This window comes from Brevibacillus sp. FW306-2-1A-C05A, from assembly GCF_058781555.1.
In genome coordinates, this window is the sequence record NZ_JBYSWV010000011.1 from 40,661 (window position 1) to 54,418 (window position 13,758).

Annotated in this window: 5 protein-coding genes and 2 pseudogenes; all 7 read right to left on the minus strand. The window is 53.9% G+C overall.

The features are described 5' to 3' along the window. Window positions 1–51 precede the first annotated feature (51 nt). A pseudogene (gene tycB / locus AC3WJN_RS09590) lies at window positions 52–2,796 on the minus strand (tyrocidine non-ribosomal peptide synthetase TycB); the annotation flags it as partial. Then, complete coding sequence (locus AC3WJN_RS09595; RefSeq protein ID WP_492329252.1) at window positions 2,688–9,173, minus strand: SDR family NAD(P)-dependent oxidoreductase; 6,486 nt, start codon at window positions 9,171–9,173, stop codon at window positions 2,688–2,690. The gene AC3WJN_RS09595 and the pseudogene tycB, both read right to left, overlap by 109 nt. 99 nt (window positions 9,174–9,272) lie before the next feature. Further along, window positions 9,273–9,995, minus strand: a complete 723-nt coding sequence (locus AC3WJN_RS09600; protein WP_152344092.1) for a thioesterase II family protein — start codon at window positions 9,993–9,995, stop codon at window positions 9,273–9,275. A gap of 358 nt (window positions 9,996–10,353) precedes the next feature. Continuing rightward, a pseudogene (locus tag AC3WJN_RS09605) lies at window positions 10,354–11,024 on the minus strand (RNA-guided endonuclease TnpB family protein). Between the two features lie 250 nt (window positions 11,025–11,274). Continuing rightward, entirely contained in the window at window positions 11,275–12,252 is a 978-nt protein-coding gene (locus tag AC3WJN_RS09610; RefSeq protein ID WP_007786655.1) for an LLM class flavin-dependent oxidoreductase, read from the minus strand. A gap of 61 nt (window positions 12,253–12,313) precedes the next feature. Next, a complete protein-coding gene (locus tag AC3WJN_RS09615) occupies window positions 12,314–12,598 on the minus strand; it encodes an acyl carrier protein (protein ID WP_492329253.1) in 285 nt (94 codons plus the stop codon). A gap of 67 nt (window positions 12,599–12,665) precedes the next feature. Then, entirely contained in the window at window positions 12,666–13,700 is a 1,035-nt protein-coding gene (locus tag AC3WJN_RS09620; protein ID WP_492329254.1) for a cysteine peptidase family C39 domain-containing protein, read from the minus strand. Window positions 13,701–13,758: the final 58 nt, after the last annotated feature.

Here is a 13,758-nt window from a genome sequence, read left to right on the forward strand (position 1 = left end):
CGCAGCTTGCCCCGCTTTGACGGGAGGCATTTCATTTCCAGCGTCGCCTGGTCAAATCAGTTCCAGGATGTTCTCCAACTCCTCCATGGAAAGATCGTCGTCCCCCAGGTCGCTCGGGGTGTACTCGCCTTCCTCTTTTGCCATGCAATGCTCCATGATGCCGAGCAAGTGATTCCGATAGCCGTCTGCCAGGCTGGCAATCGTCTCTTCCTTGTACTGGAGGCTGCTGTAGCCCACGGTGATCCGCAGCTTTCCATCTTCAATCAAGCCGGAAATGTCCAATAGGAACACTCTTTCCGATTCCGGGCTGAATAGCTGACCTGTTCCGAGCGGCGAGAATGTGTATCCGCCAGCCTTCCCGTCCGACTCGAATTGGCCGAGATAGTTAAAGCTGATTTCCGGCCGCAGCGCAAACGACAGTGGCGGCTGTACCTCGCGTGTCGTCATCGTACGCAAAATTTCGTAGCCAATTCCTTTTTTCGGAACCCGGCGCAAGCTTTCTTTGATGTGCTTGATCTGGTACGACAAGTCATCGGCCTTTTCCATGTCGAGCACGACCGGGTATTGCGAAGTGAACCAACCGACTGTTCGCGTGACGTTCATCTCGTTCTGGATGTCTTCGCGGCCATGGCCTTCCAGATTGATGAGCACGCAGTTCGTCTTCGCCCAGTCTTTGATAGCCAAGCCCAACGCTGTCAAGAGCAGGTCATTCATCTCCGTGTGATAGGCGTGATGAACGTGGCGCAGCATGTTTTCCGTCTGGGTCGCTGTCAGCTCAAACGAGAGCGTGCGCGTATGTTTTTGCTTGCGATCTGCGGCGGCGAAGTCAGTTGGCAGCGCGGCAGCCGTGGCAGTGCACTCCAGGTTGTGCCAATACGCCGCTTCCCGCAACAGCTCGTCACTGTCCGCGTACGCTTGCAATTGGGCCGCCCAGTCTTTGAACGAATCTGTCTTTTTCGGCAAGACGATCTCCTGCTGATGGAGAGCCTGCGCGTAGGCCGATGAAAAATCTTCAAACAAAATGCGCCAGGAGACGCCATCGACGACGAGATGGTGAATCGCAATCAGCAAATGATCTCCTGCGTTTGTCGAGAAAAGCGCGAGATGGACGAGCGGTCCTTGTTCCAGATCTATACTGCTTTGGATCTGATCGGACAGTTCCAGGATGCGGGCCGCGCAATCGGCCTGCTCCTGCAGATCATAGAAATCGAAGCGGAAGCGCTCATCAGTCAGTCCGCGGTTGATTTGCCTGATCGTTCCGGCTTCCTGCTTGTAAATCATGCGCAGCGCGTCGTGATGCTCGACGATTTTATGGAACGCCTGGCAAACCAGTCCTGCGTCAAAGCCGTCCGCGCGGAACAGCATGACAGCCTGATTCCAATGGTGGCGATCCGTGAAATTGCGCTCGAAGAACCATTTCTGGATCGGCGTCAAGCCAATCTCGCCTTCTACGACGCCCTGCTCGCTCTCTCTGCTGTTCGGGGCGACGTGGGCTGCGACTTCTTCGATCGTCGGGTATTGGAACAGCTCTTTCATCGCAAGCGTCCAGCCTGACGCATTGAGGCGAGTGGACACCTGGATCGCTTTGATGGAATCGCCGCCCAGTTCAAAAAAGTTGTCTTTCGTTCCGACCTGCCTGATGCCCAAGACATCTGCCCAGATGGAAGCCAGCAATTGCTCCAGCTCGCTTTGCGGTGCCGCGTATTCCTCGGCGCGATTCGCTTCCTGGCTTGGCTTCGGCAGTGCTTTCCGGTCAATTTTGTCATTGGGGGTCAGCGGCATCTTCTCCAGTTGGATGAAGAAGGCGGGAACCATGTAAGGAGGCAGCTCTTTTTCCATATAGTCCCGAAGCTGCGCGGGCGTGGCTTCTCCTTCCGCCACGTAGTAGGCGCACAAATAAGCTTGGCCGCGGTCGTCCTCATGGGGGATGGCGGCTGCCTCTTTGACCGTTTCATACCGCAGCAGCACGCTTTCCACTTCGCCCAGCTCTACCCGATGCCCGCGAATCTTCACCTGGTGATCCATTCGGCCCACGTACTCGACGTTTCCGTCCGGGAGCCATCGTGCCAGGTCGCCTGTGCGGTACATTTTCTCTCCCGGGGCAAACGGATTGTCGACGAACTTCTCGGCAGTCAGCTCGGGACGATTCCAATAGCCTCTGGCCAGCGACAAGCCGCCGATGCACAATTCCCCGATCTGGCCGGGCGCTTTCAGACGCAACTGGTCATCCACAATGTACAGCTTCGTGTTTGGAATCGGCTTGCCAATGGTGATCGTCTCGACGGGTTCATCCGGGTCGGCGATCCAGAGCGTCGCGCAAATGGTGCTTTCGGTCGGGCCGTATGCGTTGATGTAGGTCACCTTTTCTTTCCACTTCTCCACCAGCGCGGCAGAGGAAGCCGATCCGGCTGTAATCAGGATACGTAGCGACGGCAACTGCTCCGGTTCCAGGTACACGGCATACGTCGGCGGCAAGGTGAGAATGGTGATCGCGTTGTGGCGAACGTATGCGGCAAACTGCCGAAAATCGTTAATGATGTCGCGGGACAAGACGTACAAGGTCGCTCCCGTCAGCAAAGGGATAAACATTTCCCACACCGAGGCGTCGAACGAGATGCTGGCAAAATGCCCCGCCCGGTCTTGCGGTGTAACGCCAAGCTGGTTGGCAAATACCGCTTGCAGATTCGCTACCCCTTTGTGCTCCAGCATGACGCCTTTTGGCTTGCCCGTCGTACCGGACGTGTAGATGATATAAGCCAGGTCAGACGGCTTGGTTGTGCAAGGCAGATTGTCTCCTGCCGGAACAAGTCTGTGCGGTAAAAGCATTCCAGACAAATTCCTGTCGCCGTCTCGTATAAATGGATATTCAGATCGGCTTTCGTCGTTTTTACCTCGATCGGATACGCTGACAGCTTCATCTCCCCGTCGTGCGCGGCATCGCTTTCCGTCTGGTTTTTCATGCTCTGGTAATTGAAGATCGTATCGTACAAAAAGGTACGGCTCGGGTCGCGCTTCACATCGAGCTGATCCACAATCAGTTCCATTTGCAAATCCTGATTTTCCAAAGCGGCAAGCAAGCTCGCCTTGACTTCGCGGAGCAAGACGCGAAAGCTTTTCTCCCTCTTTGGCCGATTGCGCAGGACTAGCGGATTGACGAACATGCCGACGATCTCTTTTACGTCCTCGTGGTTTCGGCCTGCCTGCGGAATGCCTACCAGGATGTCCGCTTGGCCGCTGAGTCTTGCCAGCCATGCGTAGTACGCAGCGAGCATCGTCATAAACCAGGTGACGTGCTCTTCCTGGGAAAACCGCTTGATGCCATCGCTCAGTTGCTGGTCAAGCTCGACGATGATCCGGTCGCCGTGGAAGCTGAGCGAAGCCGGACGGGGAAAATCCGTCGGCAGTTGCAGCACAGGCAACACGCCTTCCAGTTGCTTCAGCCAGTACGCTTCCTGTTCCCGGTAAGCGTCCGACTGCGCAAACGCGTGCTGCCACTCGGCGTAATCTTTGTACTGGATAGCCAATGGCGGAAGCGACTTTCCGCTGTACAGTTCGGCAAAGTCTTTTATCAACAAATTAATCGACGTTCCATCGGAAATGATGTGATGGATGTCGAGCGCCAACACGCTTTTGTGCTCCCCGAGCCGGATTAGCCCCACGCGGAACAGCGGCGCCTGCGCCAGATCGAACGGCTGGACAAACTGCGCAAGGTCGCGCTCGACGGACTGCTCATCGGACATGAGGCAAATGACCCGGAAGTCAACGTGCGGGTGCACAACCTGGACGATCTCGCCGTCCACCACCTGAAACGAGGTGCGCAAGCTTTCGTGCCGCTCGATGATTTTGGCAAATATGTCTTCCACTCGCTCGGCTTCTATCGGCCCTTCCAGCAAAACTGCGGTCGACTCGTTGTACCCTACCGTATCCGGCACAAGACCTTGCAAGAAAAAGACCCGTTGCTGCGCAAGCGAAGTCCTGTAATGAGGCTTGGCCGCCACTGGCGCGATCGAATGCTGCCCGGCCTGGCGGCTGTTTGCGATGAAGGCGGCAAGCTTCTCAATCGTTTTCTCCTGGAAAAAGTCTGTCAGCGTAATATTCGCCTGGCACTGCTTGCGGATGCTCGTGCTGACGTGAATCGCCTTGAGCGAATCTCCGCCCAGTTCGAAAAAGTCGTCCGCTATGCCAATCGGAGCGATGCCCAAATGATTTTCGTAAATGGCGCACAGCGCTTTTTGCAAGTCGGTTGCGGGCGGGACGTACGCTGCGGACAATGGCGGCCTTTTTCCTTGAATCTTTGTGCGCACGGATTGCTGAGCGCTGCTACTTCCCCAGATGTCCTGCTTGCTGTCGCGCCTTTTTTGCACGCGGCTTTCGATATCCGTCGTAGAAATGAGGTAGGTAGCAGCGCCAGCCGCCAATGCTTTGCCGAATATGTCGCGTCCCTCTTCCGGCAAGATGCCGATCTGGCCAAAATCGTCGCCAGCCGCACCAGCGTTCATCCATTCGTCGAGAGCGAGCGTAATGCTCGGCTTGTTTCCGTCACTAATCCGCTCGGCAACCGAAGCGGATATGGCGATCATCGTGTAGTTGCGAATGTCAACGAGCACTGTTCCCGCTTCGTCCATAATCTGGATATCGAAGCTCGCCAAGCCGTCTTGCGGAAATTCGCTGTCCAAATATTTGCAATAGCTGTAAATGCGCCGCGGCATTTTGCCGTAGACGGCGAGCGATTCGTAGGACAGCGGAATGAACATCTCTTTTTTGCCGAGAAATCCGAGCAAAAAGCTCGTAGCCGAATCGAGCATCCCCGGGTGCAAGTGATAGTCGTCCAGATCACTTTCATATTGCTCCGGTAGCTCAATCACGGCTAATCCTTCGTCTTTTCCTGCCATCACCTGGCGGATGTTGCGCCATCTTTTTCCGAAGATCAAATAGCCTGCGTGCTTTTTGTGATCCGAATCGCTAAACAGCACATTTCTGTCTGCGCACCGCGCTTTTAGCGCTTCCAGATGGACGCTGCCAGGCGGACGCTCAATCGTTCCAATCGTCCCGACTGTCCCGGTAACATGCGGCAGCCACGTATCTTCTGCCGGATGAATCCGGCTGTACACCGCAAACAAACAGCTTTCGTTGCTGTTCGGAGAGAAGAGTAGCACCACTTCTTTTTCCTCGTCCGCGCGCACCGTTATCGGCGTGTGGAACTGCACGTCTTGCAGGGCGCAAGGCTTTTTCAGCAAGCTGTGGTCGGCCGCTTCCCGAACCATTTCGATCAATGCCGTTCCCGACAATACGCCATGCTCCTCTGTGCGGTGATCTTGCAAAACCCAGTGACGCTGCTGGCTCAGTCTGGCAACGAACAGCTCTTTGCCGCCTGCCTGAAAGCTGTAGTCAAAGAGCGGATGCGCCAGCGCCTGCTTCGGCGATGGCGCGATTCCCGACTTGACGGCCATCCCTACGTTTTTCCAGATATCCCACTTCAGATTGATGATGGCCTCGTTGCCATCCCGGTTGCGATACTCGGCATATGCATCCAAAAAAGCATTGGCTGCGTTGTAATCAGACTGCCCGATCATCGGGGAGAGCGTGCTGATGGACGAGCAGAGCACAAAAAAGTCCAGGTCGTTTGCTCGCAAAATCCGATTCAAGTTCAGGCAGCCTGCTGCTTTGGCGAGAATGACCTGGTGCGACGTCTCCTTTTTGGCCTGCTGGATCAAGCCGCTGCCCGGAAGCCCGGCGGCGTGAATCACACCGTGAATCGCCCCTGCTTCCTGTTGGACACGCTGCAACGTCGCGGCCAGAGCAGGGAAGTCGGAAACATCCGCCTGACAGACGTACACCTGCGCGCCTTTTTGTTCAAGCTGCCGCATTTGCCGGATTTTGGCCGCGATCGCATCTTGCTTGCCGTGCTCCCGCAGCCAGTTGTCCCACTCCTCTTTGGCAGGGAAAAACGAGCGCCCCAACAGAATCAGGCTCGCCTGGCAGTGACTGGCGATGTAGTCAGCCAACTCCAGTCCGATGCCGCCCGTTCCCCCGGTAATCAAATAAACGCCCCCGTCTTTGAGCGCCGCACCGGAACGGGCTGGGAGCGATACCGGCTCATAGAGCGGAAGCCACTTCGCTTTTCCGCGCAGCGCGAACAGCTCGTCTTGCCCTCCTGCGATCTCTTGCAACAGCTTGTCGACCAGACCGGAGGCGACGAGCTGCTCCTGGCAGGATATATCAATCAACTGGCAGTTCCTGTCGGGAAACTCCAGCGGAATGCCGCGCACAAGCCCGAGCAGCGTCGCTTTCCACGGGTTAAGCGGTTCGCTGCCGAGCACATCAAACAGGCGATTCGCCACGACAGCGAGCCGAATCGCCGCCGCCCCGTTCACTTCGTCCAGCGCTTGCACGAGGTGCAGGAGGCTGTCGTAAGTCGCATCCAGCATGCGCGCTGCCTGCTCCTGATCTGCTTCGACGAACTCGTCCTCGGATAGCGCCATGTACAGGATCGCGTCCGGTTCCGTTTTCGTTTTTTGCCAATACGTCTGCAAAACGTCCGTGTAGCTTGCCTGACTGTCGTCCGCCAACCCGCATCCGTTTTCCGCGCAAGCGACAGGAGCGCCGCCCCGCGCTACAAAAAAGGGCTGCGCAAACTGGCGCTTGCACGCTTCCACGACCGCCTCGGCCAGCTCGACATCATGGAAAATGATCGCGGACCTCCGCTGGTTGGCGGCAGACTTTGCCGACCAGTCTGAAAAAGCTGCGCGCTTCCACGTCGGTCTGTAGGACCAATCCGCGGCATCCTTTTGCGCCAGCGTCTGTTCCTTTACTTGTTGCAAAAACGCTTTCCCGAGCTTTGCCGGGTCATCGTCCAAAAAGTAGCGCTGCCGCTCAAACGGATACGTCGGCAACGGGATTCGCCCCTTCGCCTCGCGCTTGTGCAAGGCTTCCCAATGGATGGTCACTCCCCGGCTCCACAGCTCGCCGATCCAGTGCCAAACCGCAGCTTCGCCGTAAGCCAACAAAACCCCCTCGCGGACAGGCCACTCTGCGTAGTCTCCCTCCGCTGCTCGCTTATTTCCTAGGAAAGCGACGACTGTCTTCGGCGTTTGACAAAGATCGGCAAGTCCGGCCGCAAACGAGCGCGGCGCGTTCAGCAGGGCATGCCAAAAGCTGCGCTCTTGCAAATGCTCGCGGAACAGCTTGTCGCCATTTTCCGCCGAAAACAGCGGGATGCGCGGCTGGAAAACCGGATTTTCGGTAATCGCCGTCAGTTCATGGTCCAGAAAAGCGGCAAAACAATGCGCAAACGCTACTGCTTCGGCCAGCGCAGCCGCTACGAAATTTCCGCTCCGGAAGCCAACGATCCCGAAAGGCTGCTCCTGGCAGGCGAACGTGACTTTTGCAAAGGCATAAGCAAACAGGAAATGGATCGCTCGTAGCTCTACTGCCGCCTTTTCACCCGGAGCGAACAACCGGTGCAAGTCGAGCTTGCCGTGCGACCCGATTTTGCCCAGACATTGCGCCACTTCCTCGCGAAACGGCTGATGCTCTGCATACAACGCGAGCGCGAGCTGAACGATTTCGGCCTCCCCGGTAATCTCCGGCACGAAATACAGGACAGCCGCCTCGCCTTTTTCCACCGTCCGCAGCGGTACTTTTTTCGCGTCCAATTGAGGCAGCAGCTCCTGATAGTTCCGGGCAACCACATAGGAACGGTTGGACAAAGCCATTCTCCCTGCTTGCAGCGTATAGGCTGCGTCGTGCAGGTCGACTGCGGGCTGCTGTTTCAGGTGATTTTTGAAGCGGGTGATTTGCTCCTGCAAGGCCGTCGTAGTTTTGGCGGAAAAGACAAACAAGCGAGCTTGCTCTGCGGCAGCTCGCTTTTCGCGTATCGGCGCTTCTTCCAAAATGACGTGCGCATTCGTCCCGCCGATGCCAAACGAGCTGACGGCTGCTCGGCGCGGAGTGGCTGTTCGGTGCCAGTCGCGCAAGGAATGGTTGATGTAAAAAGGAGTAGTTTCAAACTCGATTTTCGGATTCGGCTTCAGCACATGAAGCGACGGAGGAATTTGTTTGTTTGCCAGCGAAAGCACCGTTTTGATTAAGCCGGCAATCCCGGCCGCTTCATTCAAGTGCCCAATGCTCGACTTGACCGAGCCGATGGCGCAGTATGCCTTTTTGTTCGTTTGAAAAGCCCGCTTGAGCGCTTCGACTTCGATGGAATCGCCAATCTTCGTCCCTGTCCCGTGCGCTTCCACCATGGTGATCGACTCTGCGTCCACTTCGGCCATTTGCAGCGCTGCCTCGATGACTTCTTTTTGCCCTTGAATGCTCGGGGCGGAAAAGCCGGCCTTGCGATGGCCGTCGTTGTTGATCGCCGATCCTTTGATGATCGCGTAAATATGATCGCGGTCCCGGAGCGCATCCTGCAACGGTTTCAAGACGACGACTCCCGCGCCGTCGCTGATGAGCGTTCCGGCGGAAGCGGCGTCAAACGCGCGGCAATGACCATCCGGCGAGTAAATGAGGTCGTCGGAATAGTAGTAGCCTTTTTTCGCCGGGAGGGAAATGTGCACACCGCCCGCAACCGCGATACTGCACTCGCCGTTCAACAATGCCTGGCTGGCCAGATGCACGGCAACCAGCGACGTTGAGCATGCGCTCAGCACGGAGACGCTTGGCCCCTTCAGCTTCAGCTTGTAGGAGACAGACGTGCACAAGTACTCGCGAAAGCTGAGATTAAAAGTGGGGTTCTCGTCGGCGAGCATTTGTCTCAGCAGCCAGTTGACATTTTCCGTGCTCCCGGCGTACAGGCCGATCTGCCCTTTGTACGTCTCAGGATTGTAGCCTGCATGCTCCAAAGCGTTCATGACGACTTCGTGAAACAGCCTGATCTGCGGGTCCAGCACGGTCGCTTCCCGGGGGGTATAGTCAAAGAAGGCCGAGTCAAAGCAGTCGATCCCTTCCAAGTACCCTTTTGCCTTTACATAATGCGGGTCGTTGCAGAGCGCTGGATCTATTCCCGATTGCCGCATTTCCTCAGCGGAAAAAAACGAGATCCCTTCGACTCCATTTTTGAGATTGTCCCAAAATTGGCTGGCATTGTTTGCTTTCGGAAATTTGCAATCCATGCCAATCACAGCGATTTCCAGCCCTGTATATGCCTGATCGTCGTATTTATGCCCCATGGTAAGCTCCCATTTCCCTTTTCAAATTTGTTTACAGCCAAAACAAAACGAACCCTTCACCAGTCACTGGCAAGGGTTAGCTGCTCGCATGCGCGCGTCTTATGCAGTTAGGGTGCGATTGATAATCTCAATCACCTTTTCTTCTTCGTCATGGATAAAGAAGTGTCCACCGTGCAGAGTCACGATCGTACAGGATTGGCTCGTGTACTTTTGCCATTGGCTAATATCATCCGCTGTGACGAGGTCATCGTCATCGCCCGTCAAAACCGTAACATGGATGTCCCACGTCTCCGGGGCCGCTTGCAGCAAATACTGTTCGACGTTTTTGTAGTCGCCCCGCAAAATCGGCGTGAAAATTTGCATAAGCTCCCGGTTTTCCGCCACTTCTTTGGGCGTGCCGCCAAGCTGGATGATTTCCGCGATGAACTCGTCATCCGGCAAGTGATGAATCTTTTTCTTGTCGCGAATATGCGGGGGATACATGCCGGACAAAAACAGATGCCGCGGCTGCTTCCAGCCATGCTTGCGGATTTGGTTCATCAGCTCGCAAATGTACAGCGTTCCCATGCTGTGTCCGAACAACGAATATTCGCCGTCGCCGACCTGCTCCACAATGAACGGAAAAATGTCTTTGACACCGTCCGGCAAGGAAGGATAGAACGGCTCTCGAAAACGTCTCCCTCTCCCCGCCAACTCTACCGGCACCAACTCGATTCGCGGGTCCAGCCCCCGTTTCCACTTGCTAAAAGCCGTCGCCGATCCGCCTGCGTACGGCAAGCAAAATAACTTCATGCAATCCGTAGAGCTGCGATTGTTTTCCACTATGTCTTCCCCTTTGTTCACACCAAGCGAATTTTTTAAGCCTGTTTTCGGGCATAGCTCCGCCATTTCGTGTATCGAAGCCGGATACACTACACCGTGTCTACTCCATGTCGTATGACCCCTGAGCGATTTTAATGTGCCTAAGCTTCAATAAAACCTGTCAGGTTGTTTTGACGAGAAAATAGCAAAAAATTTTCCCTCTCGTTCGCTTTCCTCTGCAGGGCAAGTTTCCCGTTTTATCACAATTGAACCTCTCATGACCAAAAGCCACGAGATTCTTGGTTAGTCCGTTCTACTGAACAGAATTGGTGCATGATGTACCACCAAGCTATCCCCGTAGTTCCTACGGATCCTGCGATTATACAGATAGTAGTCTTTTGCCTTCGTTAAGAATATTCAAACTTGCATTTATGTCCCTATCCCATTCGCTATGGCAAGAAGGGCAAGTCCATTTACGCAAGTTCAGGTTTTTAACTTCTTTGTTTTGGTATCCACAACACGCACAGAGCTGAGAGGAAGCGAATGTTTTGCCTACGGCAACAACAGTACGACCATACCACTTTGCTTTATACTCAAGCATCGTTCTGAATTGATACCAAGACACTTCACTAATCGCTTTGGCAAGTTTGTGGTTCTTAATCATGTTAGATACCTGCAAATCTTCAATCGCAATATTTCCGTTTGTGTGTTTCGTTGTATAGGATTGAACATTGTTCTTTTTACTTTTGAAGCGTGGAGCATCATTCTGCTTCTTGACGAATCGAGAATAGGCATCAGCAAGATTCTTTACTGACGACTGAATAGCGATGCTGTCTACTTCTTTGAGCCACGTCAATCTTTTTTTAGATTCGGTAGTTCAGAAGAACATACTCCGTATGATAATCCTTTGCCCGTTTCTTTGTACGTTTCATTCCCCTTAGCCAAGAAGTGGTTAAATACAAATCGACTGCAACCAATTGTTTTAGCGATTAGCACATCTTCTTCCTTGGTTGGATAGATGCGGAATTTGTACGCTTTATTTACTAACACTGCATGTCACCTCACTTTCTGATTTTGAATGTATAGTCGTATTTCGCTTCCATGTGTTCACTTACGATATTCTCGGCTAATTCATAAATATTTTAGAAAGATAACTTTGTTTCTGGATAAAGTTATCTTTCTAAAATCTCCGTATATCGTCTGTAGTTCAAACTAACAAAAATGCATTTATTTGGAAACCATTACAAATATACTACCCCATGCCCGTCCTGCTTGTCAATCCAAGGAGGAAATGGCGTTTTTAACGAACAGGCTGGGCCGTGTCGCTCACGCCAGCTCGATCCAGCACCTGTTTTACATGGTGCAAATCTTCCGCGGAGCGTATGCAGCTAAAAATGACATGCTTGATGCCCAGCTCCTTGTATCCGCGGAAATAGCTTGCCACCTCGTCGTAAGAGCCAACCAGCAGCGGCCCCCGGAACGCCTTGCCTTGCTCGACCGGAAAATAAAGCCGCTCTTCTTCTTCCGTATAATATCCGGCCAATCTCCCCTGCTTTTTCACAATTTGCATGAAGCGCATCGGCACTTCCTCTTTGGCAATCTCCAGCGCTTCCTCGGAAGTCGGGCGCGCGATCATGCCGAGTCGGCAGCACAATTCCACATGGGAGTCGTAGAGAATGTCAAAGCTTTTGACAAGCTGCGAGACCGGGCTTGCCAACTGGATGGCGACGTCGACCGCCTGGTGGGCAGCCTTTTGAAACAGCGTGGAGGCGCCCGGCATAAAAATGAGCGGCTGCAACGCTTGATCGACCTGGGCAAAAATTTGCAGGTCGTTGTAAGTGAAGTATTTGCCTTTGTAGGTCAACGGATCGTTCGAGCGAAGCAAGGCTCGTAAAATGTCGATGTATTCGACCAGTCGGTCAAAGCGCTCTTCGCCCGGAACGGTATCATTGACTTGCCGAAGCTCGGATATCGACTGCCCAGGAATCATATTTAGCGCAACTTTACGTCCGTACAAATGAACCAGCGAATGGATCATTTTCGCTGCTGTGAACGGCGGGACCGTATTCGGCTGCAAGGCGATGATCGGCAAATGATCGTTCGTAGCCTGCAAGGTGCCAGCCGCTACAATCCACGGATCGAGAGTCGTGTGCTGATAAAACAGCAACGACCCGGTAAAGCCGTTTGCTTCCAGCAAATGCGCGGCTTCATGGATGATCTGGAGCTGATTCTTTTCGCGGTGATGCAGCCACATGGGCAAATCTGCGTAAAATTTCATGGAGCTTTTCCACCTTCCCCAAAATGGTTATGCGCTCGCAAACAGCCGAGCGGTTTTCGTCTTACTGGCTCACTTTTTCTTCGATATAGGCGATTAGTTGCTGGATCGTTTCAAAAAGTTCGACATTGAGCATGTCATCGTCAAACTGAAACCCGAATTCATTTTCAATCGCAACCACCAGGCGAATGAAGCCGAGCGAGTTAATCCCGACGTCCTGCAAGCGAATGTGCTGGGAAGAGAAATCAATCCCGCTTTGCTGCACTTGTTCTGGGCCGACTTGAAGCTCTTGCATCTGCTGCATGTAGATGTGCACCAGTTTTTCTTCAATTTCGTTTTTGGTTATCATCCAACGCTCCTCCGTTCACTGTTATGAAAATGGGCATAAGTTTTGCGGGCAAAAAAACGGGCGGCTGCTACGACAGTTGCGGCTGGTGTTTGCGCAGCACGGTCAAAAACTGCTCGATCGCCAGCGCTTCCGCAGCCGCGATTTCTTCCAGGTAGCGCATGATTTTATGCAGCGTCGCCTCCTCCTGCTGCATGTAAAACTTGAGCGTCAAGTTGCGCGCGTTCCGCGCTTTGCGCTCGATTTCGCTATACGCCGCATGAAGCCGGTCGGGCGCGTCGAGATAGTCGGTGTGCTCCTGCATGTATTTGATCCGGGCGACCATCAAGCTTTTGTGCTCCCATAAGCTGTGGACGTGGCGCACGTCGAAGCCTGCCTTGCCCGCAAGCAAGCGTTCGTAATAGTCTTGCAGGCAACGATATGTATCCAAACCGTAGGCGCAATGATCCCACGGGTTGGCGACCATGCGAAATCTGCTGGACGTATTGCCGGAAGTCAAATACTCTTCCAGCGTTTCCTGCACCAATGCCAAATCAAACGCATACGCCCCCGTTTCCTTGATTTTGTACAAATAGATGCGATTGCAAATGGCCTGGTGGTCGATCCGGGCGATGCTGTCATACGCCTGCGCAAACGCTTGAAAAGACGCGCTCGTGGTGGCGAGCATCTGCTTGTCTGTAAAGCCCAGCAATTGAAACGTTTCGTTTTGCAGATCGACGCCGTGCACCAGCACATCGTGGGAGAGATGGCTTTTTTGATAGACGGCGCGCTCGGGAATGTAGTACTCATCGACATTCAGGTACACATAGTAGCCGTCCAGGAGGCAATCGCGGACAAACTCGACGATGTTCCTTTGGACGATGTTCATCGTGCCCCTTTGCAAATGCTCGACGTGCAGCCATGGGTTCAACGTATAGTCGTGAATGTAAAACGTAAACGGAACAGGAGGATCAGGGCGCTTGTCGAAGCACACCTGGATAAAATTGCTGTACAGCCAGGGCAGGCTTCTTTTGTCCTGCAAGACGATACATAGAGGAAAGGCAAAAAATTGATAGCCGAAAATCGGCGGCTGGACGACTGGCAGCGTTACGCTCTCCACAAGCATCTCCTCTTTTCCGTTTCGAATCATGATTTTGCGGGCATGGCTGCAAGCAAGCGTGCCG

Coding starts and splice junctions, on each gene's coding strand:
- AC3WJN_RS09595 (WP_492329252.1), bottom strand. CDS start 9,173: ATGGGGCATAAATACGACGATCAGGCATATACAGGGCTGGAAATCGCT.
- AC3WJN_RS09610 (WP_007786655.1), bottom strand. CDS start 12,252: ATGAAATTTTACGCAGATTTGCCCATGTGGCTGCATCACCGCGAAAAG.
- AC3WJN_RS09615 (WP_492329253.1), bottom strand. CDS start 12,598: ATGATAACCAAAAACGAAATTGAAGAAAAACTGGTGCACATCTACATG.
- AC3WJN_RS09620 (WP_492329254.1), bottom strand. CDS start 13,700: ATGCTTGTGGAGAGCGTAACGCTGCCAGTCGTCCAGCCGCCGATTTTC.